At 60.3% G+C, this 25,341-nt stretch carries 32 protein-coding genes; 18 read left to right on the top strand and 14 right to left on the bottom strand.

The features are described 5' to 3' along the window. Both ACR0MO_RS18485 and ACR0MO_RS18490 read left to right on the top strand, forming a co-directional pair. Positions 1-267, top strand: coding sequence for a hypothetical protein (locus ACR0MO_RS18485; RefSeq protein WP_170524243.1), 267 nt, complete (start codon positions 1-3; stop codon positions 265-267). Positions 268-277: 10 nt separating this feature from the next. After that, entirely contained in the window at positions 278-922 is a 645-nt protein-coding gene (locus tag ACR0MO_RS18490; protein WP_170524247.1) for a DUF1523 family protein, read from the top strand. Positions 923-928: 6 nt separating this feature from the next. On the opposite strand, the gene ACR0MO_RS18495 is transcribed toward ACR0MO_RS18490, so the two are convergent. From ACR0MO_RS18495 to ACR0MO_RS18520, 6 genes are all read right to left on the bottom strand, one after another. Continuing rightward, positions 929-2,026, bottom strand: a complete 1,098-nt coding sequence (locus tag ACR0MO_RS18495) for a flagellar basal body P-ring protein FlgI (protein WP_170634505.1) — start codon at positions 2,024-2,026, stop codon at positions 929-931. Further along, complete coding sequence (locus tag ACR0MO_RS18500) at positions 2,023-3,030, bottom strand: flagellin (RefSeq protein ID WP_170738062.1); 1,008 nt, start codon at positions 3,028-3,030, stop codon at positions 2,023-2,025. Before ACR0MO_RS18500 ends, ACR0MO_RS18495 begins: the two co-directional genes overlap by 4 nt. Positions 3,031-3,032: 2 nt before the next feature. Beyond that, the gene (gene flgK, locus ACR0MO_RS18505; protein ID WP_170738063.1) at positions 3,033-4,484 is read right to left on the bottom strand and encodes a flagellar hook-associated protein FlgK; all 1,452 of its coding nucleotides are present in this window, start codon (positions 4,482-4,484) and stop codon (positions 3,033-3,035) included. Between the two features lie 33 nt (positions 4,485-4,517). Next, a complete protein-coding gene (locus ACR0MO_RS18510) occupies positions 4,518-5,813 on the bottom strand; it encodes a flagellar hook-basal body complex protein (protein ID WP_170455840.1) in 1,296 nt (431 codons plus the stop codon). A 90-nt stretch (positions 5,814-5,903) separates the two neighbouring features. Then, positions 5,904-6,743, bottom strand: a complete 840-nt coding sequence (locus ACR0MO_RS18515; protein WP_170455838.1) for a flagellar motor protein MotB — start codon at positions 6,741-6,743, stop codon at positions 5,904-5,906. A gap of 87 nt (positions 6,744-6,830) precedes the next feature. Further along, positions 6,831-8,168, bottom strand: coding sequence for a FliI/YscN family ATPase (locus ACR0MO_RS18520; protein WP_480627181.1), 1,338 nt, complete (start codon positions 8,166-8,168; stop codon positions 6,831-6,833). A gap of 87 nt (positions 8,169-8,255) precedes the next feature. Here ACR0MO_RS18520 and ACR0MO_RS18525 point away from each other — a divergent pair, with 87 nt between their 5' ends. The 9 genes from ACR0MO_RS18525 to ACR0MO_RS18565 are packed head-to-tail and all read left to right on the top strand — an operon-like array spanning position 8,256 to position 12,794. After that, positions 8,256-8,642 (top strand): FlgB family protein, encoded by a 387-nt coding sequence (locus ACR0MO_RS18525; RefSeq protein ID WP_170455834.1) that lies wholly within the window; start codon positions 8,256-8,258, stop codon positions 8,640-8,642. A 6-nt stretch (positions 8,643-8,648) separates the two neighbouring features. Then, complete coding sequence (flgC, locus tag ACR0MO_RS18530; RefSeq protein ID WP_170455832.1) at positions 8,649-9,035, top strand: flagellar basal body rod protein FlgC; 387 nt, start codon at positions 8,649-8,651, stop codon at positions 9,033-9,035. Between the two features lie 12 nt (positions 9,036-9,047). Then, positions 9,048-9,338, top strand: a complete 291-nt coding sequence (gene fliE / locus ACR0MO_RS18535; protein ID WP_170455830.1) for a flagellar hook-basal body complex protein FliE — start codon at positions 9,048-9,050, stop codon at positions 9,336-9,338. A gap of 3 nt (positions 9,339-9,341) precedes the next feature. Beyond that, a complete protein-coding gene (locus ACR0MO_RS18540; protein ID WP_170455828.1) occupies positions 9,342-9,614 on the top strand; it encodes a flagellar biosynthetic protein FliQ in 273 nt (90 codons plus the stop codon). Next, positions 9,614-10,324: a flagellar hook-basal body complex protein gene (locus ACR0MO_RS18545; protein ID WP_480627182.1), complete on the top strand. Its 711-nt coding sequence runs from the start codon at positions 9,614-9,616 to the stop codon at positions 10,322-10,324. The genes ACR0MO_RS18540 and ACR0MO_RS18545 overlap by 1 nt, the downstream gene beginning before the upstream one ends. A gap of 21 nt (positions 10,325-10,345) precedes the next feature. After that, positions 10,346-11,131: a flagellar basal-body rod protein FlgG gene (flgG, locus tag ACR0MO_RS18550; RefSeq protein ID WP_170455824.1), complete on the top strand. Its 786-nt coding sequence runs from the start codon at positions 10,346-10,348 to the stop codon at positions 11,129-11,131. Further along, positions 11,131-11,547 (top strand): flagellar basal body P-ring formation chaperone FlgA, encoded by a 417-nt coding sequence (gene flgA / locus ACR0MO_RS18555; protein ID WP_480627183.1) that lies wholly within the window; start codon positions 11,131-11,133, stop codon positions 11,545-11,547. The genes flgG and flgA overlap by 1 nt, the downstream gene beginning before the upstream one ends. Then, positions 11,547-12,278 carry a flagellar basal body L-ring protein FlgH gene (flgH, locus tag ACR0MO_RS18560; protein WP_170455820.1) on the top strand — a complete coding sequence of 244 codons (732 nt, stop codon included), beginning with the start codon at positions 11,547-11,549 and terminating at the stop codon, positions 12,276-12,278. Before flgA ends, flgH begins: the two co-directional genes overlap by 1 nt. A gap of 9 nt (positions 12,279-12,287) precedes the next feature. Next, on the top strand, positions 12,288-12,794 hold the full coding sequence (locus ACR0MO_RS18565; protein WP_170455818.1) for a flagellar basal body-associated FliL family protein: 507 nt from the start codon (positions 12,288-12,290) through the stop codon (positions 12,792-12,794). Positions 12,795-12,834: 40 nt separating this feature from the next. Here ACR0MO_RS18565 and ACR0MO_RS18570 read toward each other — a convergent pair whose 3' ends face one another. The 7 genes from ACR0MO_RS18570 to ACR0MO_RS18600 all read right to left on the bottom strand — a co-directional run bounded on the left by ACR0MO_RS18570 (position 12,835) and on the right by ACR0MO_RS18600 (position 19,645). Continuing rightward, entirely contained in the window at positions 12,835-13,224 is a 390-nt protein-coding gene (locus tag ACR0MO_RS18570) for a hypothetical protein (protein WP_480781876.1), read from the bottom strand. Further along, positions 13,221-14,309, bottom strand: a complete 1,089-nt coding sequence (flhB, locus tag ACR0MO_RS18575; RefSeq protein ID WP_170455814.1) for a flagellar type III secretion system protein FlhB — start codon at positions 14,307-14,309, stop codon at positions 13,221-13,223. The genes ACR0MO_RS18570 and flhB overlap by 4 nt, the downstream gene beginning before the upstream one ends. Continuing rightward, a complete protein-coding gene (locus ACR0MO_RS18580; RefSeq protein ID WP_170455812.1) occupies positions 14,306-15,079 on the bottom strand; it encodes a flagellar biosynthetic protein FliR in 774 nt (257 codons plus the stop codon). The genes flhB and ACR0MO_RS18580 overlap by 4 nt, the downstream gene beginning before the upstream one ends. Further along, positions 15,076-17,163, bottom strand: a complete 2,088-nt coding sequence (gene flhA, locus ACR0MO_RS18585) for a flagellar biosynthesis protein FlhA (RefSeq protein WP_170455810.1) — start codon at positions 17,161-17,163, stop codon at positions 15,076-15,078. The genes ACR0MO_RS18580 and flhA overlap by 4 nt, the downstream gene beginning before the upstream one ends. A 9-nt stretch (positions 17,164-17,172) precedes the next feature. Next, on the bottom strand, positions 17,173-17,871 hold the full coding sequence (locus ACR0MO_RS18590) for a transglycosylase SLT domain-containing protein (RefSeq protein ID WP_480585964.1): 699 nt from the start codon (positions 17,869-17,871) through the stop codon (positions 17,173-17,175). Between the two features lie 73 nt (positions 17,872-17,944). Further along, entirely contained in the window at positions 17,945-18,373 is a 429-nt protein-coding gene (locus ACR0MO_RS18595) for an Lrp/AsnC family transcriptional regulator (RefSeq protein ID WP_170455808.1), read from the bottom strand. 51 nt (positions 18,374-18,424) lie between these two features. After that, a complete protein-coding gene (locus ACR0MO_RS18600; RefSeq protein ID WP_480892703.1) occupies positions 18,425-19,645 on the bottom strand; it encodes an MFS transporter in 1,221 nt (406 codons plus the stop codon). Between the two features lie 180 nt (positions 19,646-19,825). Here ACR0MO_RS18600 and ACR0MO_RS18605 point away from each other — a divergent pair, with 180 nt between their 5' ends. From ACR0MO_RS18605 to ACR0MO_RS18635, 7 genes are all read left to right on the top strand, one after another. Further along, the gene (locus tag ACR0MO_RS18605) at positions 19,826-20,440 is read left to right on the top strand and encodes a ribonuclease D (RefSeq protein ID WP_170455804.1); all 615 of its coding nucleotides are present in this window, start codon (positions 19,826-19,828) and stop codon (positions 20,438-20,440) included. Further along, the gene (locus ACR0MO_RS18610) at positions 20,437-21,399 is read left to right on the top strand and encodes a KpsF/GutQ family sugar-phosphate isomerase (protein WP_170455802.1); all 963 of its coding nucleotides are present in this window, start codon (positions 20,437-20,439) and stop codon (positions 21,397-21,399) included. The genes ACR0MO_RS18605 and ACR0MO_RS18610 overlap by 4 nt, the downstream gene beginning before the upstream one ends. A gap of 13 nt (positions 21,400-21,412) precedes the next feature. After that, positions 21,413-22,012 (top strand): LPS export ABC transporter periplasmic protein LptC, encoded by a 600-nt coding sequence (locus ACR0MO_RS18615; protein ID WP_480627188.1) that lies wholly within the window; start codon positions 21,413-21,415, stop codon positions 22,010-22,012. A 3-nt stretch (positions 22,013-22,015) separates the two neighbouring features. Then, positions 22,016-22,507 carry an LptA/OstA family protein gene (locus ACR0MO_RS18620; protein ID WP_170455798.1) on the top strand — a complete coding sequence of 164 codons (492 nt, stop codon included), beginning with the start codon at positions 22,016-22,018 and terminating at the stop codon, positions 22,505-22,507. Further along, positions 22,507-23,265, top strand: a complete 759-nt coding sequence (gene lptB, locus ACR0MO_RS18625) for an LPS export ABC transporter ATP-binding protein (protein ID WP_170455796.1) — start codon at positions 22,507-22,509, stop codon at positions 23,263-23,265. Before ACR0MO_RS18620 ends, lptB begins: the two co-directional genes overlap by 1 nt. Before the next feature lie 252 nt (positions 23,266-23,517). Further along, positions 23,518-24,081, top strand: a complete 564-nt coding sequence (gene hpf / locus ACR0MO_RS18630; RefSeq protein ID WP_170455794.1) for a ribosome hibernation-promoting factor, HPF/YfiA family — start codon at positions 23,518-23,520, stop codon at positions 24,079-24,081. 58 nt (positions 24,082-24,139) lie between these two features. Then, positions 24,140-24,604, top strand: a complete 465-nt coding sequence (locus tag ACR0MO_RS18635) for a PTS sugar transporter subunit IIA (protein WP_170455792.1) — start codon at positions 24,140-24,142, stop codon at positions 24,602-24,604. A 65-nt stretch (positions 24,605-24,669) separates the two neighbouring features. Here ACR0MO_RS18635 and dalA read toward each other — a convergent pair whose 3' ends face one another. Further along, positions 24,670-25,185, bottom strand: a complete 516-nt coding sequence (gene dalA / locus ACR0MO_RS18640; protein WP_170455790.1) for a divisome-associated lipoprotein DalA — start codon at positions 25,183-25,185, stop codon at positions 24,670-24,672. Positions 25,186-25,341 lie beyond the last annotated feature (156 nt).

The following is a 25,341-nucleotide window of genomic DNA, read 5'->3' on the forward strand; positions in this document are numbered from 1 at the left end:
ATGTTCGGAGCGATGCGCCTGTTTCTGATCCTGCTGGTGATCCAGACGGTTGCCTATGTTGTGCTGTCGCTCTATTCGCGCAACGCACGCCGCCGCAAGCTGGAAAGCTGGTGGGACGAAAAGGGCAAGCGCGGTAACAAACAGGCCTTTGTGGAACGCGGTCTGCACGTCTACGACAATTCGTTCCGGCGCAAACTGATCCTGGGCGTATATATCGTGCCATGGGTGGCGATCGGCGCGCTGATCTATATTGTGAATTATATGTGAGGGTTAGGGCATGGCCTATTTGAAATGGGCATTGATCATCATCTTCTGGGGCACGATTGCGGTGGTCCTGCAATACTCTCTGCCGCAGCGCGATATCGTGCGGATTGTGAACACATACGAAGAGCGGCAGGACCTGAACGACTGGACCCGTATCTTCTGGTCCGAACCGGATGATCAATCGACCAGCCTGTCGAACCGCGATGTGCAGTTCATTCAGGCCGTGCGCGCCAATGGCAAGCCGATTGTCTACCGGAACGAGGATACCAGCTGGGGCTGGCCGCCCTATTTCAAGTTCGACACGGCAAACCTGTATACCGAGGCGAATGACGCGATATCTGATAAAGCGGACCCGGATTGGGTGGCGGTCACGCATTACGGTTGGCGGAACGAGTTCATGTCGATCTTTCCCAATGCGGTCTCCATCAAGCATGTGGACGGGCCGGATGTGCGCCTGATCCCATGGTTCAACATCATTTTCCTGACCGTCTTCTTCGCCCTCCTCTGGGCGATCTGGGTACGCTGGCGCAGGTTCCGCCAGCGTCGCATCGACCCGATGATGGAAAATGTCGAGGACAGCCTATACGCCGCTGGTGATGCGATCGAAGAAAGGCGCAACGGCTTCCGCCGCTGGCTGGACAGCTGGAAATCGAAATAGGCCACCTCAGCGTACTATGAATTCGGCATGAAGCGCCCCGGCGGCCTTGATCGTTTTCAGAATGTCGATCATGTCGCGGGGCGAGACGCCAAGGGCGTTCAGCCCGGCCACGACCTCGGACAATGTGGTGGCTTCGGGTATCTCGGCCAGACCGGTGCCCTCTTCTTCTTCGATGCCAGCAACGGTACGCGGGACCACGACAGTTTCACCTCGGGCGAAGGGGTTGGGTTGCACGGCAATCGGTGCCTCTTCGACCGTCAGGGTCAGGTTACCCTGCGACACCGCCACGCGCGAAATGCGAACCTCCTGCCCCATGACAATCGTGCCGGACCGTTGATCGACAACAACCCGCGCCTTGGTTTCCGGTTCGACAAGGATGTTTTCGATCCGACCAAGGGCATGCGCGGTTGAGACAGATTGCGTCGCCGCAATGTTCAACTCGACCGTCCCCGAGTCGCGCATGATTGCCACGGCGCGATTGAATTCCGTGTTGATGGCGGCCTCGATCCGTCCGGCGGTGGTGAAATCCGGCTCACGCAGGGCAAGGCGCATCTGGGTCAGGGTTGAAAGGTCGAAGTCAATCTCACGCTCGACCCGTGCGCCCGATGGGATCACGCCGGAGGTTGGAACCCCTTGCACGACAGATGCCGCATCGCCTTCCGCCACGGCGCCGCCTGCCAGAACCGTGCCCTGCGCTACGGCGTAAATCTGACCATCCGCCGCGTTCAGAGGGGTCATGATCAGGGTGCCGCCCAAAAGACTGTTGGAATCGCCAATCGCAGAAACGGTGACGTCAATCTGCCCCCCGACGCGGGCAAAGGGCGGTAGGCTGGCGGTCACCAGCACGGCGGCCACATTCTTGGGCCGAAAATCCTCACCCGTGACATTCACGCCCAGCCGTTCAAGGATGTTCGACATGATCTCTTCGGTGAAGGGCGAGTTGCGCAGACCGTCCCCGGTGCCATTCAGACCAACAACCAGACCGTAGCCAACCAGATCGTTGCCGCGCACACCGTCGAAATCCACCAGGTCCTTCAGGCGGATTGCCCCGGCAGAGGCGAAACCGGGCAGAAGCAGTATCAGAAGGAAAACAAGAACTCTCATCTCAGGAAGTTTACCAGCGACAGGTTGGCGTTGCGCACAGTGACCGAATAGAGGCTTTCCAGTTGGAACTGCACGGTTTGCAACTGCGCTGCCGTTTCATACGGGTCTGCCTCGATCAACGCGTTGCGGCTGTATTCCAGACTGACGCGCGCCGAGGCGTTGCGCGTGGCCGCCTGCTCCACCCGTGCCTCGGCCGCGCCCACTTCGGCCCGGAGTTTCACCGTTTCGTCCTTGGCGTTGGCCAGATCGACACCCAGCTGCGTGAACATGCTGGTGCGCAGGGTCGGCGACCAGGCCAGCGCATCCTCGGACGCCAGTGCGGCCAGGGCCGTATCCCGCAGCGCGGCCTTGAACGTTGGATCGGTGGCGGTGATTGGGACATTGATCCGTTCATTCTCGGAGATCTGCATGGCGGCAAGGGGCGTGTCCGACCCTTGGTAGATCACGGCATCGAACCCTGCGGGGTCGTTGAACCAATCCTCGGCTGCGGTGCGGATATCGGTCATGGTGGTGAGCCCTGAAAGCTCGGTTTCCAGCGCGGCCAGCAATGTTTCGGCGGATGCCAAAGGTGAGACGTCGGTTGCATTGCCCGCGTACAGGCTGCGACCGGCAACCCGTGTGTTCAAGGCCGACATCATCGTGTCCAGCTCATTCCGGGCCTGAACCGAGGCCTGTTCGTGCGTGACCGTCTGATTGGCCGTACCAAAGGCCAGCAACGTGGCGGATACCTCGGCCAAGGACGTATCAAACGTGTTCAGGCTTTGCTGCATGACATCCGTGAATAGCCCGGCCTCGGTCGTGGCGATCTTGAAGGCGTCCAGCCGGGCCAGGCTGCGATCCAGATCCAGAAGATGGGAATAATCGCCCCCCAGATGCCCCGAGGTATCCTGCACCTTGCCGGTCGACATCTCATAAGACAGGGTTTCGATCTGGGTTTTGATTTCGGTGGCGCGGGTGCGCAGGGTCATGCCGCGCGCCAGATCGCCGATAGCGGTCAAGTTCATTTTCACAACCTCAGCAGTGTTTCCATAAGCTCATCAACGACGGTGATGACCCGAGCATTTGCGGAATAGATCTGTTCGATCTGCATCAGGCGTTGCAGTTCCTGATCGGTATCAACGCCTTGTTCAGCCTCGATCTGCGCCATCTGTTGCTGCGCGCCATTGGCGAAAGCGCGGCGCTGATCGGCGCGATGGGCGTTTGCGCCAGCTTCGGACAGCAGTGCTTGGGTCACTTCGGCGGCACGCATATTGCCGGTTCCGAACAACGCGCCGGGAACAGGCCGGGCGTCATTCAGCACGGTGCCAAAGGCCTGCAATTGCGATGAATCGCCCGGGCTTCCCGGTGTTGCCGCCCCCAGACCCGCGTGCAGCCTCCAACTGTCGCCGCCTGCATCCGGGTCCACGATTGCGTTCAATGATATGCGAGAGGCCAGCCCTGTCACCATCGTTGCATCGAACCGGTTTCCATCATCGGTGAACAGGCCCGGATCGGATGCGGCTACGGTCGGGTCCAGCCCCGGCGTTTCATACCGTTCGATCAGGTCGCGCGCGACGGTGTCCAGATGTAGCTGCGCCTCAACGGCCAGATTATCCCGAATGGCAAACTGTGCCGCCAGGGCCCCGCCCCGTATCTGCGCCGCGTCACCGCCGGTGCGCACCGGGTTGCCGTTCATTTCCAGCCCCGAGAGCAGCCCGTTTGCCACGGTCATATGCGGTTTTGTCTCGCCCGTGGTGGTAAAGGCGAACTCTGCCGCCTTGCCTTCCAGCAGGATCAGCCCGCCATCGGAATAGAGCGAGACCTGATCGTTGTCGCGCGGGATCACGTTCACCGGGATCAGATCGTTGACCTGATCAATCAGCACCTGTCGCTGGTCCAGCAACGCGCCAATGTCGCCACCCGAATAGCGAATGGCGGGGATCTTGGCGTTCAGCTCTTCGATGTCCTGCAGTGTCTGATTCAGGCTGTCGATCTGAGCGCCAATCCTGCGATCCGCATCCGATCGCGCCTGACGCACCCCTTCCGAGGCCCTGTTGAGCTCGCGCGCCAGATCATCCCCGGCACGGGCGGCCTGATCCAGACGCTGCGCCGAGTCCGGCAGGCTGGCCGCCGTTATCAGGCTGCTGTCAAAGGCAGACAAACGGGCGGCCAGCGATGTTGCCTCATCCGGTGTTCCCACAAGGCGTTCGAACTGAGTATGGAACGCCGCAAGCGCCGTTTGCTGCGACAGATCGGCGTCCGTGGCGCGTCGGTTGGCGGTCAGAACGGGGTTCTCGTGACGGATCACACCGGCGGCGCGCACGCCATGGCCCGAGATCGGACTGGTTGTCAGTTCCAGAGACCGGCGCGCGTAACCGGGCGTCAGGGCATTGGCGATATTGCCGGACACAACGGCAGCCCCTCGACTGGCTGCGGTCAGCCCGCCCAAGGCATTGTTCAAAGCTGTCGACATATTCATGAGGCCATACCTTTCCCGTGACCGAAACCCGGATTACCGTTTGATATTCGTGGTTTCCTGCAACATCTCATCCACCGTCTGGATCACGGTCGCGCCCGAGGAATAGGCGCGCTGCGTCTGGATCAGTGAGGTCAGCTCGGTCGCGACGTCGGTGGTGGATTCCTCGCGCGCGAAGGAAATCAGGTTGCCGGTCGGGCCTTCGCCTGCATTCCAAAGGAAGAACGTGCCGCTGTCGCGCGATGGGGCATAGGTCTGGCTGTCCAGCGCGGTCAGGCCGTTGGGATTTGGAACGTCCGCCAGCGGGATCTGGAACATCCGGCGGCTGACACCTGTATCGTAGAACGCAAAGACATAGCCGTTTTCATCCACTTCGACGCTGGTCATGGTGCCCACAGCCGAGCCATCGCGCGTGATCGAAACCGGTGCAAAGGTATCGGACAGCTGCGTAATACCATCGGCGTCGCCGATCTGGCCGATATTCACCTCCATCGGGCCACCTGCGACGTTGACGACAACGCTGCCCGTAGTCGGATCATAGGCCCCGCCCGAAACGGTCGTCACGCTGGCGAGGGTTCCCCCGGCGGTGCGGCTGTCGGTGAAGGTCAGCGTGTACTCTCCGATCACCGCGCCACCCGAGGCCGAATCGCGCAGGACCATCGTCCATTCATTGCTGGACCCGGTGGCCGGTACCGTCGGCACCAGCTCAATATCGACGCTTTCGGATTTGCCCAGATTGTCGAAATATTCGACCGACAAGGGCTGCACGTCACCGGGCGCACCCGCATCGGTCGCTGTTGCAGGCAGGTTCATGCGCAGGTTCATCTGCGTCGTTGGTGCGCCGGACAGCTGATTGACGCTCAGCTGCACGGGCTCAAGCGCGGCGGGGGTGTCGCGCGGCACGGCTGGGATCGACCCATCGGGATTCGCGCGCCAGCCCAGCAGCACCAGGCCGCTTTCGGTCACAAGATACCCTTCGTCATTAGTGCGGAACGACCCGGTTGTGGTCAGCAGCATCTCGTTCGATCCGCCCGCGATCTGCGAACTTGGGCGCACAGGGATCATTCCCCGCCCCCGCACCGCCAGATCGGTCGAATTGTTGGTCGTCACCAGCGAGCCACGCTGATCGATCAGCCGTTGGCTGGTGGTCCTGACGCCGCCGGCGGAATAGCTGCCGCCCTGACCGGACGTAACCATCGAATGAAAATCCGTCTCGACCCGTTTGTAGCCGAAGGTCGAAGAGTTCGCGATATTGTCGGATATGGTGGCCAGCCTGTTGGCATTGGCCCTCAGCGCCGCCACACCGGCATTCAGCGAAGAGGAAATTGTCATCGGCACGCCCTTCTGTTGCGTCAATCGTTGATGCAACAGCTAACGCACTGCCCCTTAACAGCGCGCTAACAGGTAAAATGCGCCCTACCTTTAGGGGGCGCGCAGAAAGATCACCTCGATCCGGTTGTTGCGCGGGGCCATCGGGTTGTCACTGTGCAGCTTGCGATCGGCATGTCCCGTGACCCGATCAAGTCGCTGTGCCACAACGCCTTTGTCCTGCAGCATCTGACGCACCGCCTGCGCGCGCGAGGTCGACAGATCCCAGGCAGGATTACGCGCCAGCACGACGGGCGAAGCGCCGACATGACCCTCCACGGCAACGGAATTCGTAACCAGATCCGAGGCGCGTGCGATGAGCAAACTCAAAGCCCGCAGGATCGGCGTCGGTGTATCCGAGCCCGATTCGAACAGCGGCTGATCCTCGGTATCGAACAACTCGACAATCAGGCCTTCGTCGGTGACGCGGGTGACAATGTGCTTGAGCAGCTTGTCCGACACCGCGCTTTCTCCGGTACGCCCCAGCAACTGCGCCTCGAGCGTCGAGAAATCCTGCTGCGCCCCTTTGCCGCCGCCATCCGCGTCCAGGCCGGTTGTCCCGCGCGCCTTGTGCGCTTCGGTCGGAAAGCGGTTGGTCGCACCCTTGCCGTCCGAGACCAGAGTGTTTTCCGAAAACATGCTGTCGCCGCCAAAGGCCCCGTCACCGCCGCCGGAATCGGGGCTGATCGGGATCGTCGGCGAGAAGTAATCCGCCAGCCCCTTGCGTTGCGTTTCGGTCGTTGCGTTCAGCAGCCACATCAACATGAAGAAGGCCATCATGGCCGTGACAAAGTCCGCATACGCGACCTTCCACGCGCCACCGTGATGGCCATCGCCACCTGACACACGCTTCTTCTTGATGATGATTGGCGCCGCATTGCTCTGCGCACCCATCTCCACCACCTTTTTATCACCCAAGCTCAGGGGTAGCAGCGCAGGTCTTAAGGTGGGCTTAACACTTAAAACTGTACAGAGTTCACCTTACCTTGGCAGCCCAGCAGACGCCCGACGCAGGATCAGGGACAGGCGGTTGAAGCTGTTTTCAATCCCTTCCGGGTCGGTTTTACCAAAGAAACCATCCAGATCGTCATGTACCCGGACCGCCTGATCCAGCAGGGGATCAGAGCCTTCGGTATAAAGCCCGGCTTTGATCATCACCTCGGATTGCTCATAGCTGCCGACCAGTTTCCGGGCCTCGGCGATCATCTGATTCTCGGCCTCGGTCGCCGCCCCCGGCAGACTGCGCGAAACCGACCGGCTGAGGTCAATCGCCGGAAAGCGGCCGCGTTCGGCGATCTCGCGGCTCAGCACGATATGGCCGTCCAGCACGCCGCGCAGGATGTCGGCGATGGGTTCGTCCATATCCGATCCGGCGACCAGAACGCTGAACACCGCAGTAATGTCGCCCTGTTCATGCGTGCCCGGCCCGGCGCGTTCGCACAGCTTTGAAATCAGCGGCGTGACCGATGGTGGGAAGCCGCGCAGCGAGGGGGCCTCACCCATCGCAACGGCAATTTCCCGATGCGCCTCGGCAAAGCGGGTGACGGAATCGGCCAGAAACAGGACGTTCAGACCCTGATCGCGCATGTATTCGGCCACGGACATGGCAGACCACGCGCAACGCCGTCGCGCCAATGCGGATTGGTCCGAAGTGGCCGCCACAACGACTGCACGTTTCATGGCCTCGGGCCCTAGGGCATGGGTGACAAACTCATTCACTTCGCGCCCGCGCTCGCCCACCAGTGCCACGACGACCACGTCAGCCTGCATCGACCGCGCCATCGTTGCCAACAGGGTGGATTTCCCGACACCCGAACCCGCAAACAATCCGACCCGCTGCCCACGCACAATCGGCAGCATGGTATTGAGCGCCGCCAGACCGGTCGCCATCCGTGCGCCAAGTGGCTTGCGATTTACGGCCGGGGGCGGGGCTTGCACGATGTCCCTCTCCTGCGGTCCGCCCAGCAGCGGTTTGCCATCAAGCGGGGCACCAAACGGATCGATCACCCGCCCCAGCCAATGCATCCCCGGCGCAAATCCGGGTGAGGGGTTCAGAATCACTCGGTCCCCAAGGCTGACCCCATCCGGTGCGCCGCCGGGCATCATGTGAATATGATCGGAGCCCACATGCAGCACCTCACCCGTCAGATCGGGGCCGGATCGACGTTTCAGCGTCAGCAGATCCCCGATTCGTGCCTGTCGGGTCAAACCGCTGATTTCTATGACGCCCTGCGCGACCCCAGACACCAGCCCGACATGTCGTGTCGCGGCCATCCGGTCGAATTCGCATTTCAGAAGCATCGGGTCGAGATCTGACATCGTGGGTTCTCCAACTGAGTTCTGAAAACTGTTTCTAAAGGAATCGGGGTTAAGCCTTGATTGAAATTGATCGAGGGAGAAGCCCCGATGTTCTATGACCTGAACGTCTTTAAGACAGCGTACGCAATGGCAACCCATGCCGGGCAACGGCAGGCCGTCATCGCGCGCAACATGGCCAACGCAGATACGCCGGGCTATCAGCCGCGCGATATCGAAGCCTTTCAAACAGCATTCGAAAACACCGGGTCCGGGGCCGAAATGACGGCCACCCGGCAGGGGCATCTGAACGGCGGCATGTCCGGGCAAAACTGGGCTGAATACACTGCCGAGCCGAAAGGGGATCCCAACGGCAACGGTGTGTCGCTGGAAGAGGAAATGCTGAAAGCGGTTGACGTCAAACGGCAGCATGATCGGGCGCTGACGATCTACAAGTCCTCGATGGGCATTCTGCGCACCAGTTTGGGTCGGGGTTAATCGGAGATGAGCGATTTTTCCCACTCTCTTACTGCGTCGGCCAGTGCCCTGCGGGCGCAGGCGGCCCGGCTGCGTCATGTGTCCGAGAATATCTCGAACGCGGATACGCCCGGCTACCGGCGCAAAACGGTCCCGTTCGAGACGGTGCAGAAGGACGGCAAGGAGATGGTGCAGGCCGGGCGCGTGCAACTGGATCGCCGCGATTTGCAGCGCGTTCACGACCCCAGCCATCCGATGGCGGATGAAAGCGGTCATTATCTGGGCTCGAATGTCGATCTGATGATCGAGATCGCCGACGCGCGCGAGGCGCAGCGCAGTTACGAGGCCAATCTCAAGATGTTCGACCAGACGCGCAAAATGTCGTCGTCGCTGATGGAATTACTCCGGAAATAAAGGAACGCCAGAATGGATATCCGATCACTTACCGCCGCACAGAACTATGCTGGCGCGCGCCCCGCAACGCAGGCCGACCCGGATCATGCCGGCATGGCGCAGGGAATGCGCGCGACGTTTCAGGACTTTGCGGCAACGCTGAAACACAGCGAGCAAATGTCTCAGGCCGCGATGACCGGACAGGCTGATCCGCATGCCTTGGTGCAGGCACTGGCGCAGACCGAACTGGCCGTCGAAACCGCCGTTATCGTGCGCAACAAGGTGGTCGAAGCCTATCAGGAAATCCTGCGGATGCCGGTCTGAACGATGCTGAGCGAAGGTCTGTTCTACGACATCGTGCGTCAGGCGCTGTGGGTCGCGGTGATCACCTCGGTCCCGATTCTGGCCGTGGCGCTGGTGTCCGGTCTGATCGTCGGCCTGTTCCAGGCACTGACCTCGGTGCAGGAGATGACGTTGACCTTCGTTCCCAAACTGATCGCCATTGTCGTCGTGTTCTGGATTTCGATGGGCTTCATGACCCAGACGCTTGTCACGTTTTTCACAGGCACTCTGGTGCCGCTGATCGCAGGAGGTCGCTGATGGATACCGCCTATGTCACCCTGTCCCGTCAATCCGGGCTGATGAACGAAATGCGGCTGGTAGCGAACAATATCGCCAATGCCAATACCACCGGCTACCGCGCACAAGGGTTGGTGTTCTCGGAATTCGTGCGCGACATGCCGGGCAATCCGTCCCTGTCGATGAGCCGGGCCGAGGCGCGCAATACGTCCCTGCAACAGGGCGTTCTGACCGAGACTGGCGGGCAGTTCGATTTTGCCATCGAAGGCGAGGGGTTCTTCATGGTTGAAACCCCCGAGGGCAATCGCCTGACGCGGGCGGGCAGTTTCACCCCAAACGCGCAGGGTGATCTGGTGGCGATGGATGGCGCGCGTGTTCTGGACAGCAACGGCTCGCCTGTTTTCATCCCGCCTGATGCGGCCTCGATCGACGTTGGTGCAGACGGCACGCTGAGTGTCGAGGGGCAGCTTCTGGGCCAGATCGGCGTCTATCGGGTGGAAGACCCCGAGACTCTGGTCCGCGAGGGCAATACGCGGTTCCGGGCTGATGGCGGGATCGACGCCGTTGATGAACCCGTTGTCGTGCATCGGTTCCTCGAGGGCTCGAACGTCAATGCAATCCAGCAGGTCACGCGTCTGGTCGAAATCCAGCGCGCCTATGAGTTGGGCCAAAGCTTTCTGGAAACCGAAGATGAGCGCGTGCGCGGGGCCCTCGACGCGCTGATGCGCTGATCTGAACAAGGAGATTTTGAAATGCGTGCTTTGAAAATCGCAGCCACAGGTATGACGGCGCAGCAGATGCGGGTTGAGACGATCTCGAACAACCTCGCGAACATGAACACCACCGGTTACAACGCCCGCCGTGCGGAGTTTGCCGATCTGCACTATCAGCAGATGGCCCGCGCGGGTGCGGTCAACGCATCGGACGGAACCGTGTTGCCGACCGGTATCCAACTGGGCCTTGGCGTCCGGCCCGCTGCCGTCACGGTGCAACTGGCACAGGGTGCGCTGTCGGCCACCGGCAGCGATCTGGACGTGGCCATCGAAGGCCGTGGTTATCTGGAGGTGGCGCTACCCAACGGTCAGTCCGCCTATACGCGCGATGGCAGCCTGAAACGCTCGGCTGAAGGTCTGATCGTGACCTCGGACGGCTTTGCCGTGGCCCCAGAGATCACAATCCCGGATGATGCCCGGTCAATCTCGATCAACGCCTCGGGCGAGGTTTATGCCTATTTTGACGACACGCCCGAAGGGCAATTGCTGGGTGAATTCTCGCTGGCCAGCTTCTCGAACGCCAAGGGCCTTGAGGCAATCGGCAGCAACCTGTTCCGCGAAACCGAAGCCTCGGGCGCGCCGATCCTGGGCCTGCCCGGCGAAGACGGGTTGGGCACGCTGCGACAAGGCTATCTGGAAGACAGCTCGGTCGATGCCGTGCGCGAAGTGACTGAGTTGATCGAGGCGCAACGTGGCTATGAGATGAATGCCAAGGTTATCACCGCCGTCGATCAGATGATGGGCGCGACAACGCAGGTGCGGTGATGCGGTTGGTGCTTCTGATATGCTTGATGGTCGCGCCCCTGGCTGCATTGGCGGATATCGTGGTCCCGACCCGCACGATCCGCGCGAAAGAGGTGATCTCGGCTGCGGACCTTGAACTGAAAGCGACGGATTTGCCCGGCGCCATCAGTGATCCGGGCGCGTTGATCGGGCTAGAGGCACGCGTCGCCCTTTATCCCGGTCGCCCCGTACGCGCGGTGGATGTCGGCCCGCCTGCCATTGTGGATCGCAATGATCTGGTTGTTTTGGTGTTCAACCGCCAACCCCTGTCGATCTCCACCGAAGGCCGGGCGCTGGGGCGCGGCGCGGTGGGTGAGCGTATCCGCGTCATGAACCTGTCCTCCCGCACAACGGTCACCGGCCTGATCCGGCCCGACGGACAAATCGAGGTGAAATAATGACTGGACTGTCAAAACCCCTTCTGCTGACGATCTTTGCGCTTTCCGCCTGCGGTCGATTGGATCATCTGGGCAAACCGCCAAGCTTCACCCCGAACGAGGAGTCACCGGAACAGGTGGCAATGCTTTGGCCGGGCCTGCCCCTTCACACACAGACGCAACGGGTGGTCGACAGATCCTCGCTATGGAGCGGCGGGCAGCAATCCCTGCTGGGCGATCAGCGGGCGATCAAGAAAGGCGATATTCTGACCGTTGTGATCGAACTGGACGAAGAGGCCGAGTTTTCCAACAACACCAGCCGGTCCCGCTCCGGTTCGGAAAGCCTTGAGATCCCTAACCTGTTCGGGCTGCCGCAACGGGCCGAAGAACATCTGCCCGAGGGGGCGACCCTGGACGATGCAGTCGGGATCGAGTCGGATTCCTCAAGCTCGGGCCGGGGGTCGGTGCGGCGCAACGAAAAGCTGACTTTGCGGGTCGCGGCCACGGTGCTGGACGTGTTGCCAAACGGGGTTCTTTCGATCTCGGGTTCACAAGAACTGCGCGTGAACTTCGAATTGCGAGAGCTTTTGGTTGCCGGCTACGTCCGCCCGCAGGATATCTCGCGCAAGAATGAGATTACGTATGACAAGATCGCCTCGGCGCGGGTGTCTTACGGTGGGCGCGGGCAAATCACCGATGTCCAGCAGCCGCGCCTTGGCCAGCAGATCCTCGACTCGATTCTACCGTATTGAGGTGCGCACATGATGAAGCTGTTGCTGCCAGTCGTTTTCCTGTTGGTTGGTCTGGGTGCCGGTATTGGTGCTGCGAAATTCCTGACCCCTGAAAAACCGCCTGAGGTTGCGTCTGATGCGAAGGACGAAAAGAAGACAGAGGCCAAAGAACAAAAGGCCGATAAGAAATCCGACAAAGGGGACAAGGCGGGTGGTTTTGAGTATCTGAAACTGACCAAGCAATTTGTCGTGCCGGTGGTGAAAGATGATCAGATCTCGGCCATGGTGACGATGTCGCTAAGCCTTGAGGCGAACCCTGCCATCACCGAAACCTTCTATGCCATCGAGCCGAAACTGAGGGACGGGTTTTTGCAGGTTCTGTTCGATCACGCCAATACTGGCGGCTTTGACGGTATCTTCACGGAATCGGACACCCTGACCGTCCTGCGCAAGGCGCTGCTGGAAGTGGCACAGAAGGACCTTGGTGCGGATGTATCTCAAGTTCTGATCATGAGCGTGAACCGGCAAGATACCTGAACCCAAGAACCTCCGGCCCGATCCGATTGGGCCCCGGGGGCTACTGTTGATTTGACTGTTTTCTGGCCTGAGCCAGCCGATGTTCTTGTCGAAGCTGGTCGGAGATTGAACGGATCGCCTGTTGCCGTCCGAACGCCGCCCGAAGTTGTTCGATCGCGGCTAGTTTCTGCGCCCGCAGACGGGCGAGGTCGGTGTTCAACTGGCGACGGGTTGCGGATTCCCACCCGTTCCACAGAATATCCGTCCCGGTGACCTGATACCCTTCGGCCGAGGCACTGTCGCGCCGCACCTCTGCAACCTGTGTGTTCAGCGATGCAAGCTGCTGCTGTACGCGGGCTTCGGCCTCGATCACCGGGCGCAGGGTCTGATAGTTTTTCTGATACACGGCATCAGTGGCGCGTTGCAGGTCGGACATTTTTTTTCGGTTCATCTGATCTGACCTTTTGCACGTTTGCGCATCGCCTCGGCAAATCGAATTGCGGCGGCGACCGGGCGGTAGTGCTCTTCGGCGATTTCCTGACCGATCTCGACGGTCGCGTGCAGCGCGCGTGCAGTTGGCGGATCCGAGTGGATCGGGACCCCGCCCTCGCTGGCGGCGGATCGGATGGCCGCCGCCACCTCATCCACGCCCTTGGCAACGCAGACAGGGGCGGCACCTGCGGCGCGGGACCATTTAAGCGCGACCGCGAAATGGGTAGGGTTGACGATCACCACATCCGCCTTGGGCACATCGGACATCATCTGGTTGGTTGCAATGTCCTGCGCACGTTGGCGGCGCTGTTGTTTGACATGCGGATCGCCCTCGGCATCCTTGGTCTCATCCTGGATTTCCTTGCGCGACATGCGGTTCTTGCGCATGTGCTCGGCATATTGCCAAAGGTAATCGATCACACCGATGGCCAGCGCAATGACGATCACGATGAACAGAAAGCGAAACAGCAGGTTCATCATCAACAGAATCGACGATTTTGCAGGTGCTGCGCTGGCCGAAATGATCTCGGTCAGATTGGCCTTCAGGAACAAGGCCAAGCAAGTGCCATAGATCAGCAGCTTGGCAAAACTCTTGGCAAATTCGAACAGGCCGCCGCGTCCGAATTTGTTTTTTGCATTCGACACAAGCGAGATACGCGAGAGCTTGGGTTTCAGCTTGGTGGGTGCAAAGATCAGCGCGCGCTGGGCAATCAGACTGAGCAAAACCGCCGCGGCGGGCAGTGCAAAAAGCATCGAGACCGGCACTAGTGCGCCCCGAAGCAACCCGGCAACCGGCGCAGAAGCAGGCCCGGTCGCGACCAGTTGAGACAACGCATCCGACTGGTCAATCAGCACAACAAACAGCGTGCCCAGATGTTGGGCTGTGTGCTGCCCCGCCGTCAGCAGCGCGATGACCAGACCGGTATATCCCGCGACCACGGACAGATCGCTGGACTTCGCAACCTCACCCTTTTCGCGCGCTTTCTGCAGCTTTTGCGGGGTGGGTTCAAAGGATTTGTCGCTGTCGTCGTCAGGTCCGCTCATGGCCTTTCCCCGGTCGGGTTGAGAAGGAAGGCGTTCAGGGCGTCTGACCAGACGGACAGGATCAGCGGTGCGCCGGCAAACAGCAGGAACAGCCCGGCAAAGGTGATGGCAGGGGCGCCGACGAAGGCCACCATCAGCTGCGGCATGGCACGGTTGATCACCCCAAGGGCCAGATTGTAGATCAGCGAGGCGATCACAAACGGGGTGGCCAGCGCAAAGGCCAGGCTGAAGCTGTGCGCGATCTGTTGCACCCCCCAGTGGGACAGATCCGATGGTGCCGGAAGCATCCCCATCGGGAACATCGCGTAGCTGTGGATCAGAAATTGCGCGGCCCGGATGTGCAGTCCCATGATCACGGCCAGCGTCAGACCGGCCAGCATCAGAAAATACCCCATTGCTGGCATCGGATCGACTGCGGCCCCGCCCAGAAGCTGCGACAGCGAGGTCGATTGTGCTGCAATGGACCCAGCGGTTTGCAGGGCCAGCACAAACAATCGTAACCCAATGCCGAGGGCCATCCCGATCAACACCTCTGTCCCCACCAGCCGGACCATCTGCGGGAAACCGGCGGCCAGCTCAGCTGCGCCAATTGCGGGCGCGATTATCAGGGTGAAGGCCATCGAAAGACCCAGTTTGACGCGCACCGGGATGCTGCGCTCGCCGAACGCGGGCAGCAGCGACACAAAGGCCGAGACACGCAGAAACACGGCGAATAGATGCCAAACGCTGACGCCGATCTGGTTCAGCAGTTCCGGGGGCAGGGCGATCACGCGGGAACCGTTCCGACCAGTGACGGCCGTGCCTCAAGCCCGATCTCTTCGAACGACAGGACCGGGTTGGCGACGCCCCGCGCCTGCATGATCGTGCGCAGCAACCGGCGGCGGCGGGTCGAGGTGACGATGGCCGGGAACAGCCCGCTATCTGCCGATTTCGCCACGCTGGTCACGACGCCATCTGCCAGTTTGTTGAACAGGTTGGGCGGCAGCGCGACATCCAGCCCGGCATTGGGGGCGTCGATCTGGTAGGTGGCGAACGTATCCTCCCATTCCGGGGCAAGTTGGATCAGCGGGATCGATCCGTCCTCTCGTTTCATCTCGGCGACCAGTTGGAAGCCAAGCCTTTGGCGGACGATCTCGCAAATCCCTTCGGGCTGGGTGGTGGTCATCCGCGCCTCGGCCACGCTTTCCAGGATCAGGGCCATGTTTCTGATCGAGACGCGTTCGTCCAGCAGCAGGCGCAGGACGGCGTGCAGCGTGTCGATAGGAACTTTGTCGGGGATCAATTCGTCCAGCAGCTTGCGGTTGGCCTCGGCCCGGACCGGATCGCTAAGGCGGGTCATCTCGGACAGCAGACGGCGCAGGGATTTCAGCGTCAGCAGGCGCGGGAAGTTCTGTTTTATGATCTCCAGCAGATGGGTCGCCAGAATCTCAGGCGGTGAGACGATGGTGGCCCCGCTCAGCGCTGCATCCTCCTGATCTTTGGGCAGAATCCAGCGGGCAGGCGCGCCGTAAACAGGCTCGGTCACGTCGTTGCCGTCGGGCAGCAGGTCAAAGCCGTCCTGCACCAGCGCCAGAACCAGATCGGGGTTCAGGACCCCGCGCGCCTGTTCTACCCCCTGAACCTTGATCACATATGTGCCGGTTGGCAGGTCGGCGCGGTCGGTCAGGCGAATCTCGGGCAGGATCAGACCAAAGGTCGAGGCGACATAGGTCCGCATATTGGCAATCCGCGCATCCAGCCCGGTGCCCTGGTTCAACACCATGCTGACCAGATCGGGCGCAAACTCCAGATGTACGTCGTCCAGATCCAGGATGTCTCCGATGGCCTGAGACACGGGTGCATCCACCTCGGACGATGGGGTTTCGGGTTCCAGCGCGGCGGCTTTTTGGGTGCGGTGGACGTGATAGGCGGCATAGCCCAGAACGCCGGCCCCCAGAATGAAAGGCAAAAACGGCAGGCCCGGCACCAGAGCAAACAGGACCATCAGAACGGCCACGGTTGCCAGCGCGGCGGGGTGTTTACCCAGTTGCGAGAAGATGGCGTTGTCGGTTGCCCCTTGCGTGCCGCCCCGCGCCAATAGCAACGCCGAGGCAATCGAAATGATCACGGCTGGAATCTGCGAAACCAGACCATCTCCGACAGTCAGGATGGCATAGGTCTCAAACGCCGAGGCGACCGGCATGCCGTGCACGATCACGCCCATCACCAGACCCATAACAAGGTTCAAAAGCGTGATCAGCAACCCGGCAATCGCGTCACCCTTGACGAATTTGGACGCGCCATCCAGCGAGCCGAAAAAGGTGGTTTCCTGCTGTTCCCGCTCGCGCCGTTCCTTGGCCTGCTGGTGGTCGATGGCCCCGGCGGACATGTCGCTGTCGATGGCCAGCTGCTTGCCGGGCATCCCGTCCAGCGCAAAGCGCGCGCCGACCTCGGCCATGCGGGCAGCGCCTTTGGTGATGACCATGAAGTTCACGATCAGCAGCACGCCGAACACCACCAGCCCCAGAAAGATACTGCCGCCCATGACAAAATTGGCGAACCCTTCGATCACATCCCCGGCGGCATTGGGGCCGGTATGGCCCTGACCGATGATCAGCTTGGTCGAGGATACGTTCAGCGACAGGCGCAACATCAGCGACGCAAGCAGGATCGTCGGGAAGGACGAGAAATCCAGCGGACGCTCGATAAACAGGGTCAGGGTAAAGATCAGAATGGCCAGCGCAAAAGACGCGGCCAGCCCCACATCCAGCACCCAGGCGGGCATCGGCAAGATCATCATCACGATGATGGTCATCAGTGCTAGCGCCAGCAATACGGTGGGCGAGAACAGGGATCGGACGTCGATCTTGGGCACGAAACGCTCCTAATTGAAGGCGATAAAGGCGGTGGCGGACCCGCCGGTAGGCACCAGAGAGCCCAGCGACCCCCGAGGGGTCTGGGTCGGTTGCAGCGGGATCAGCGGGGCGGCGGAACCGGTGAACGGGTCACGCGACACAAAGGCTGTTTGTGTTTCAGGCGCGGTGCCAAGTTGCGCCAGGACGGTCTGGAACCGGCCCTGATAGGCGTTTGCCAGCTCGGGCGTGCGGGAATGATAGGCCCCGGCGGCGGCGGACCATGAGCCGAGCTCGGCGTGCAAATCCTTCAGGAACCGGGCCGCATAGGTGGCGTTTTCATCCGGGTCGAACATTGCGTCGATAGATCGGAACGCCTTGCCGTGCCAGCGATAGTTGATCTGGAAACATCCGACATCAAAGCTGCGCTTGCCCGCTTTGAAAATGTCGAACACGTAAGATTTGGCCTCGATTTCCGAGTTGAACCAGAACCCGTGCCCTTCGACATTGATGGTCCACGGCCAGGGAATGAAATGCCCGCCCTGCGTGCGCCCGGTTTCAACGCGCGTTATGGCGCGCAATACATCCAGCGGCACATCTTCGGACTGCGCGGCACGGCGGGCGGCCTGATCGCAGACATCGCCGGTGCGCGCGTCCGACATGGCAAACGCCGCCTGTGCCAACCACACCTGCATCAGGGAAACAAAAAACGCGACTATACGAAAGGGCATTCTGCCGGTCCGGGATTCTGATCTGTCCCGGTCACGCTAGCCGCGCATTGGTTTACAGCGCGTTATCGCCTGTTCATTTTCGGTCGATCCGCCGACCGAACACGACGCTGGTATTGGTGCGCAGCACGCCGGGGATTTTGGCCAGATCATCGACCAGAATATCCAGATCCTCGATCCTTGGGGCCTCGGCGGAAAGCAGCAGGTCGAACTCGCCATTGATCGACAGGCAGCGTTTGACCTCGGGGTAGGTTTCCAGCCGTTTGATGATGCGGGTGGTTTCCTTCTGCTGCACTTCGAGCAGCACAACAACCTGCACACGAGGCGCATCCTCGGGCGCGTTCAGAATGACCGAATAGCCTGCGATCACGCCGCGGTCTTCCATGCGTTTGATCCGCTCGTGCACAGTTGTGCGCGCCACGCCCAGTTTGGCGGCGATATTTGTGGTCGATTCACGCGCGTTATGTTGCAGGGCGGCGATGATATGGCGATCAAGCTGATCCATAGGGTCTCCGGCAGGCGGTCGCTCAGGTTTAAAGCAAATCGATGGCGACGCTCAAGGTTTATGCGTCGCTGGCGCGGTGCCGGACCGGGGCCAGATCATCAGTGCAGTCGTCAGGCCCAGCACGGCAGCGCAAGTCATGCCCGTCAATGCGGTGGTCGCGCCGTACCGGGTCATCAACCAGCCCGCCATTGGGTACAGTACCAGCCAGCACGCGTGCGACAGGGTGAATTGTGCGGCAAAGAGGGCGGGTCGATCCTCGGGGCCGGCAGACCGGGTCAATAAGCGGCCCGAGGGGGTCAGGGTCATCGAATATCCAAAGCCCGCGATGGCCCAAAGCGTGGTCAGGGCAGGCAAAGACAAAAGGTCTGACATCGAAACAAAGGCTGCCGCTGCCATGGTCGATGTTGCGATGGTCGAGCCGCTTAGCATGACGCGGCGATCCGGAAACCGGTCCAACAGCGGGGGCAAGGCAAACGCGGCCAGCATGGACCCGCCGCCAAAGCCAGCCAGCGCAATGGCCACTGCGCTTTCGGACAGTCCCAGATCGGACCGCACCAGCACCACGGTGTTCACAATAACCATCGAACTGAGCGCGGCGGCGCACCAGCTGAGCGCCAGTAGGCCGCGCAAGCGTGTCGTGGACAGGTACAGACGAATGCCCCGCGTGGTTCGGTCGTAGATGCCGGTGCGCCCGGACGGTTTGGGCGAAGGCAATATGACTGACACCACCAGAAGGGCCGAGGCGACAAACCCAAGGCCGGTGCCCAGAAACAGGGTGTCAAAGCTGACGAACAGCAGCAGAAGGGCCGCCAGCATCGGGCTGAGCAGGCTTTCCAGATCGTAAGCCAGCCGCGACAGCGACAAAGCGCAGGTATAGTCCCGCTCATCCGTCAGAACATCCGGGATCGTGGCCTGAAACGTGGGTGTGAACCCGGCAGAGGCCGATTGCAGGACGAAAATCAGAACATAGACCTGCCAGATCTCGGAGACGAAGGGCAGGCAGAGGGCAACGGCGGCGCGGACCAGGTCCAGAACCACCAGCATCTTGCGTCGGTCGATCTGTTCGGCAATGGCGGCGGCCAGCGGGGCCACGACAACATAGGCCACCATCTTGATGGTCAGGGCAGTACCCAAAACCAGCCCGGCGGCGTCTCCGGCCAGATCATAAGCCAGCAACCCCAAGGCAATCGTTGCCAGCCCGGTTCCCGTCAGCGCAACAACTTGCGCCGCCAGAAGGTGGCGATAGGTGCGGTTTTGCAGGATACTGAACATGGATCAGAGACGGTTCGTGGTGACCTTGGAACACAGCCACTTTGTTTGGTTTGCCATAAGGGCAGACTATCCAGCAATTCAGGCGGATAACAAGACGTGCAGACCCAGGAAAACGGACGGCGTTGAGTTTGTGGGCCAAACCGCCTATCTCGGGGTCGAGACCGCACAAAGGACATTTCCGTGGCGAACCACCTGTATAAGAACGACCTGCCGGACGGGCTGGATCTGGGGCCTATTGTGGCCATTGATTGTGAAACCATGGGGCTGAACCCGCATCGGGATCGCCTATGCGTGATTCAGATGTCCGGCGGGGATGGAAACAGCCATATCGTTCAGGTCGAAAAAGGCCAGACCGAGGCCCCGAACCTGTGCGCCATGTTGGAAAATCCGGATGTGCTGAAGCTGTTTCATTTCGGGCGTTTCGACATTGCCGCGATGTATCATGCGTTCGGCGCTTTGGCCGCGCCGGTCTATTGCACCAAGATCGCCAGCCGCCTTGTGCGCACTTATACCGACCGGCATGGGCTGAAAAACCTGTGTCAGGAGTTGATCGGCGTCGATATCTCGAAGCAACAGCAGATGAGCGACTGGGGGGCGGAAACGCTGACCGACGCTCAGCTGGAATATGCTGCATCCGATGTTCTGTATCTGCACCAGTTGCGCGAGGCGCTGGATGGGCGACTTGCCCGCGAAGGCCGCACCGAGATGGCGCAGGCCTGTTTTGATTTTCTGCCGATGCGTGCGAAGCTTGACCTCGCTGGCTGGCCCGAAACGGATATTTTTGCACACTCATGACTGACACTGAATCTTTTCTGAAAACCGCCCGTCAGGTTGTCACCGATGAAGCCCGCGCGCTGGACGTGCTGGCCGACAGTTTTGATGAACATTTCGCTGAAGCCGTACAGATGATCCTGCAGGCCACGGGCCGTCTGATCGTCAGCGGGATCGGGAAATCCGGCCATATCGGGCACAAGATCGCGGCAACTCTGGCCAGCACTGGCACGCCCGCCCATTTCGTCCATCCCGCCGAGGCGAGCCATGGCGATCTGGGCATGGTCTCGAAGGGGGATGTGGTTCTGGCGATCTCGAATTCGGGTGAGGCGCCTGAGCTGGCGAACTTGCTTGTTTACACACGTCGGTTCGGCATCCCTCTGATCGGTCTGTCCAGCAAGCCCCAAAGCACGCTGATGAAACAGGCCGATGTGCATCTTCTGATCCCCTCGCTGGGCGAGGCTTGCGGGTTTGGCATGGTACCCTCGATCTCGACCACGCTGACACTGGCGATGGGCGATGCGCTGGCGATTGCGCTGATGAAATATCGCGATTTCAAACCCGAGAACTTCCGTGATTTCCATCCGGGCGGCAAACTGGGTGCGCAACTCAGCAAGGTGCGCGACCTTATGCACACGGATATGCCGGTGGTCTCAGTCGGGACACCGATGGGCGAGGCATTGCTGGTCATGAGCCAGAAAAGCTTTGGTGTCGTTGGTGTCACGGATGACGCGGGCCGCTTGCTGGGCATCGTCACGGATGGTGACTTGCGTCGTAACATGGACGGCTTGCTGGACAAGACCACCGAAGAGGTCATGACCGCAGACCCGATGACCATCGCGCCGGGCTCTCTGGCGGAAGAAGCCGTGGCGATCATGAATGACCGCAAGATCACCTCGCTTTTTGTGGCAGATCCGGACGCAGGTGGTCAGGCGCAAGGCCTGTTGCACATCCACGACTGTCTGCGCGTCGGGCTTGGGTAAGGGAGAGGCTGAGGTGGACCGCTATTCCCGCATGGTGCAGTTCCTGAAGGTTCTGTTGCCGCTTGCGGCCATTATCATGCTGTCTACCGTCTTCCTTTTGTCCCGCAGTATCGAAACCACGGTCTCAGGCCCGTTCAGCCAGCAGGATATCGATGCGCGCCTTGCCGATCAGGTGGTGACCCAACCGGACTATCGCGGCACCACAACCAAGGGCGAGGACGTGCAGATCATCGCCACGAAAGCGACGCAGGGGACCGAAGGCGCGGTTCCAACTGCGACGGAATTCAGCGGTCGCTATGTATTGTTAAGCGGGCGGGTCATCACGTTGGACTCCAATTCAGGCCTGATCCGACCGGACAAGGGCACGGCCACCTTCGTCGGCGATGTGCTGATCACCACCGCTGACGGGATCGAGGTCACGACCGATCTGCTCAATACTTCACTTGATGAAATCCGGGGCGACAGCCCCGGGCAGGTCAACGGAACCGGCCCCATCGGCGATTTTTCGGCGGGTGGTATGACTTTCGGTACTGAAAAAACGGACGGCCCGGTCCATATTCTTTTTACAGATGGCGTGAAGCTGGTGTATGAGCCTCAAAAAGCAGAAAGATAACCTGTGTTCGATTTTCGTTTTGTCCTTTTGTGTTTTGCTCTGGTAACAGGTGCCGTTTCTGCAACCGCGCAAGAAGCGCAGGTGGCCTTTGGCGCGACGCGCGCGGACCCGTCCCTGCCGGTCGAGGTAACCTCGGAAACGCTGAACGTGAATCAAGAGGATGGCTCGGCCGAGTTCATTGGCAACGTGATCGTCATTCAGGGCGAAATGCGGCTGACGGCTGAACGGGTTCTGGTCATCTACAATGATGAACGCTCGGCGATTGAGCGGATGGAGGCGACCGAGAATGTGGTTCTGGTCAGCCCGCCCGACGCAGCCGAAGGGGATTGGGCCGAATACACGATCGACAGCGGTGTGATCGTGATGCGTGGCAATGTGCTGCTGACCCAAGGGCCCAGCGTGATCAGCGGCGATCAGATGAACGCGAACCTGACCACAGGTACAGCGACCATGACGGGTCGGGTCAAGACGATCCTGCAGCAGGGGAACAACTGATGGTGCGTCCCCAATTGTCCGTGGCAGAGGGCAGCTTGGGCCTGCGGATCGAAAAGCTGCGGAAATCCTACCGGAAAAAGACGGTCATTCGCGACGTTTCGATGACGCTGGACCGGTCCGAGGTTGTGGCGTTGCTGGGTCCGAACGGGTCGGGCAAGACGACGACGTTTTATTCCGTGGCCGGTCTGGTCTTTCCCGAAGCCGGAAAGGTGACGATTGACGGGCAGAATGTGACCACCCTGCCGATGTATCGCCGTGCCCGGATGGGGATCGGCTATCTGCCGCAGGAAATGTCGATCTTCCGCGGCATGAGCGTCGAGGACAACATCGCCTCGGTCCTGGACATTACAGTCAAACATGCCCACCGCCGCAAAGAGCGGCTGGAAGAGCTGTTGTCGGATTTCTCGATCGAACACCTGCGCCGCGCACCCGCGCTGGCCCTGTCGGGCGGTGAACGCCGCCGGGTCGAGATTGCGCGCTGTCTGGCGGCGGATCCGAAATATCTGCTGCTGGATGAACCCTTTGCGGGCGTTGACCCGATCAGCGTGGGGGATATTCGGCATCTGGTCGCGGATCTGAAAAAGCGCGGAATCGGGGTTCTGATCACTGATCACAACGTCCGCGAAACGCTGGAGATTGTGGATCGCGCCTATATCCTGCACGACGGTCAGGTTCTGATGTCCGGCACGCCCGACGAGGTTGTCGAAAACGAAAACGTCCGTCGGGTTTATCTGGGCGAAAACTTCAAAATTTCATAGGGTTGCGCGGTTTTGCGCCGGTTGCATGGCGGAAATCGCGTATATACACATCTGTTTTGATTGACTCTTCCCTCGGCTCTTGTCTCAATTGGGGCATGGCATTTATTCGGTTCCAGGCTGGATCTCGATGTCCCTTCAGTGAAGGGCCGGGTCAGCGGCAACCGATCAGAATGTCGATATCCCCCACCCGATAAAAACAAGCATGTTGCGCGACGCAACGTCAGAATGGGTGTGAATTGTGAAGGAGATCACATGCGTTACCAAATCAGCGGAAAACAGATCGACATCGGCGCGGCCCTGCAGACCCATGTGCAGACCGAGCTGGGCGAGGTCGTTGGCAAATATGCCCAGCGCCCGACAGACGCCAACGTCGTCTTTTCCCGTTCAGCGCATGAATATGTATGCGAAACCACTGTGCATCTTTCGACGGGCCTGACCGCCCAAGCCAGGGCCCACGCCACTGAAATCTACGCAGCGTTCGAGGCATGCTGCGACAAGATGGAAACCCAACTGCGCCGCTACAAGCGCCGCCTGAAGGACCATCACAAGGATCGTGCCGAACCTGTTGAACTCTTCGGGGCGTCCTCTTATATCCTCGCCTCTGACGAATCGGGGACGGCAGATGAACCCGAATCGCTGCAGCCCATGATTGTGGCTGAGATGGAAACAAAGATCCCATCGCTCAGCGTCGGTGAAGCCGTCATGCAAATGGAACTTGCTGGTGCTCCGGTGCTGGTGTTCAGGAACGAAAACAAGGATGGATTGAATGTCGTTTATCGTCGGGATGACGGTAATATCGGCTGGATCGATCCTTAACAGGCAAGATTAGAAAGGCGGGCCTTGGCGCAGGTCAGGGCCGCCGTGGAGCATGATCATGGAGCTTTCGAGCATTCTGAAGCCCGAAGCAGTACGTGTACTTTCCGCCGCTTCAAGCAAGAAGCGGCTGTTTCAGGAAATCGGCGACGTCGCGGCCGCGACGCTGGACCTTGAGGCTCAGTCGATTGTCGATTGTCTTCTGGAACGCGAAAGCCTTGGCCCAACTGGCGTGGGCCATGGTGTTGCTTTGCCACATGCGCGCCTGCCCGACATCGCCGAGGTTTCGGGGGTGTTTGTCATGCTGGAAAAGCCGATTGATTTCGGCTCGGTGGACCGTCAGCCGGTCGATATTGCCTTTTCCCTGTTTGCCCCGGAAGAAGCCGGTGTCGAACACCTGAAAGCGCTGGCGCTTGTGTCCCGGACGCTGCGCGACAGCTCGGTCTGTGCCAAGCTGCGGGCCAATCCGGATCCGGTCAAGCTCTATGCCATTTTGACCGAAGCGCAGTCGATGCAAGCTGCGTAAGGTGTTGTAATCACAAAAAAGCCCCCGAAGTTCGGGGGCTTTTTTTGTTTGAAGATCCCGGCAAATTAGCCGCCGGTTCCCATTTCCAGCGTCCACCAGATCTTACCGCCGCTTTCCTGATGCCAGTTAAAGCCCATCTGCGTCGCTTTAGGGTCCATGATGACCGATCTTGGGCCGGATTCCTGCATCCAGGCTGCCAGGGTTTCGGTCTCGGTCTCGTAGGTCTCGGAAATCGCTTCGCCCAGGAATGTGCCGAAATACCCGACCCGTGCGGCCCGATCGATGGGCGAGGATCCGTCAGAGCCGAAATGCCACGGGCGGTTCTGCCGGGCCATATCCTTGGAATGGGTGGCAGCGGCAGCGTTCAATTGTGCGTTCAGTTGCACGGGCTGCAAGCCTTGCGCCTGCCGCAGGGCATTGACTGAATCCAGCATCCGGAATTGCAGCTTTTCCGGGTTGCCACGGATTTTGTAGACCGTGGGCAAGGGGCGGCCATCCGCACCAAAGCTGGTGGGCTGGGTGCTTGTACATGCCGCCAGCGCGACTAGGCACATCAACAGTAAAGAAACGATACGCGTCATGATCGACCTGATTATTGTGTCGATAACGGGCATAACCTGCCAGACGGTGCGGGGCAAACGCACAATAGTCTCACCCCGCGTGATTTTGCCGGTTTGATTTGCGACTGAAGCATTCTGGCAATAGAATACACCGGATTTCAGAACCCGCCCACGCAA

The sequence above is a fragment of the Ruegeria sp. K5 genome (assembly GCF_056531805.1).

Bases quoted from the DNA above. Each gene is read 5' to 3' on its own strand.
- ACR0MO_RS18495 (WP_170634505.1), bottom strand. From the start codon at position 2,026: ATGAGAGTTCTTGTTTTCCTTCTGATACTGCTTCTGCCCGGTTTCGCC.
- flgK (WP_170738063.1), bottom strand. From the start codon at position 4,484: ATGAATATGTCGACAGCTTTGAACAATGCCTTGGGCGGGCTGACCGCA.
- hpf (WP_170455794.1), top strand. From the start codon at position 23,518: ATGCGTTACCAAATCAGCGGAAAACAGATCGACATCGGCGCGGCCCTG.
- ACR0MO_RS18485 (WP_170524243.1), top strand. From the start codon at position 1: ATGTTCGGAGCGATGCGCCTGTTTCTGATCCTGCTGGTGATCCAGACG.
- flhB (WP_170455814.1), bottom strand. From the start codon at position 14,309: ATGAGCGGACCTGACGACGACAGCGACAAATCCTTTGAACCCACCCCG.
- dalA (WP_170455790.1), bottom strand. From the start codon at position 25,185: ATGACGCGTATCGTTTCTTTACTGTTGATGTGCCTAGTCGCGCTGGCG.
- flgA (WP_480627183.1), top strand. From the start codon at position 11,131: ATGCGGTTGGTGCTTCTGATATGCTTGATGGTCGCGCCCCTGGCTGCA.
- ACR0MO_RS18500 (WP_170738062.1), bottom strand. From the start codon at position 3,030: ATGAACTTGACCGCTATCGGCGATCTGGCGCGCGGCATGACCCTGCGC.
- ACR0MO_RS18525 (WP_170455834.1), top strand. From the start codon at position 8,256: ATGTTCTATGACCTGAACGTCTTTAAGACAGCGTACGCAATGGCAACC.
- ACR0MO_RS18635 (WP_170455792.1), top strand. From the start codon at position 24,140: ATGGAGCTTTCGAGCATTCTGAAGCCCGAAGCAGTACGTGTACTTTCC.
- flgG (WP_170455824.1), top strand. From the start codon at position 10,346: ATGCGTGCTTTGAAAATCGCAGCCACAGGTATGACGGCGCAGCAGATG.
- ACR0MO_RS18565 (WP_170455818.1), top strand. From the start codon at position 12,288: ATGATGAAGCTGTTGCTGCCAGTCGTTTTCCTGTTGGTTGGTCTGGGT.
- ACR0MO_RS18600 (WP_480892703.1), bottom strand. From the start codon at position 19,645: ATGTTCAGTATCCTGCAAAACCGCACCTATCGCCACCTTCTGGCGGCG.
- flgC (WP_170455832.1), top strand. From the start codon at position 8,649: ATGAGCGATTTTTCCCACTCTCTTACTGCGTCGGCCAGTGCCCTGCGG.
- lptB (WP_170455796.1), top strand. From the start codon at position 22,507: ATGGTGCGTCCCCAATTGTCCGTGGCAGAGGGCAGCTTGGGCCTGCGG.
- ACR0MO_RS18515 (WP_170455838.1), bottom strand. From the start codon at position 6,743: ATGGGTGCGCAGAGCAATGCGGCGCCAATCATCATCAAGAAGAAGCGT.
- ACR0MO_RS18545 (WP_480627182.1), top strand. From the start codon at position 9,614: ATGGATACCGCCTATGTCACCCTGTCCCGTCAATCCGGGCTGATGAAC.
- fliE (WP_170455830.1), top strand. From the start codon at position 9,048: ATGGATATCCGATCACTTACCGCCGCACAGAACTATGCTGGCGCGCGC.
- ACR0MO_RS18520 (WP_480627181.1), bottom strand. From the start codon at position 8,168: ATGTCAGATCTCGACCCGATGCTTCTGAAATGCGAATTCGACCGGATG.
- ACR0MO_RS18570 (WP_480781876.1), bottom strand. From the start codon at position 13,224: ATGAACCGAAAAAAAATGTCCGACCTGCAACGCGCCACTGATGCCGTG.
- flgH (WP_170455820.1), top strand. From the start codon at position 11,547: ATGACTGGACTGTCAAAACCCCTTCTGCTGACGATCTTTGCGCTTTCC.
- ACR0MO_RS18610 (WP_170455802.1), top strand. From the start codon at position 20,437: ATGACTGACACTGAATCTTTTCTGAAAACCGCCCGTCAGGTTGTCACC.
- ACR0MO_RS18590 (WP_480585964.1), bottom strand. From the start codon at position 17,871: ATGCCCTTTCGTATAGTCGCGTTTTTTGTTTCCCTGATGCAGGTGTGG.
- ACR0MO_RS18510 (WP_170455840.1), bottom strand. From the start codon at position 5,813: ATGACAATTTCCTCTTCGCTGAATGCCGGTGTGGCGGCGCTGAGGGCC.
- ACR0MO_RS18595 (WP_170455808.1), bottom strand. From the start codon at position 18,373: ATGGATCAGCTTGATCGCCATATCATCGCCGCCCTGCAACATAACGCG.
- ACR0MO_RS18540 (WP_170455828.1), top strand. From the start codon at position 9,342: ATGCTGAGCGAAGGTCTGTTCTACGACATCGTGCGTCAGGCGCTGTGG.
- ACR0MO_RS18490 (WP_170524247.1), top strand. From the start codon at position 278: ATGGCCTATTTGAAATGGGCATTGATCATCATCTTCTGGGGCACGATT.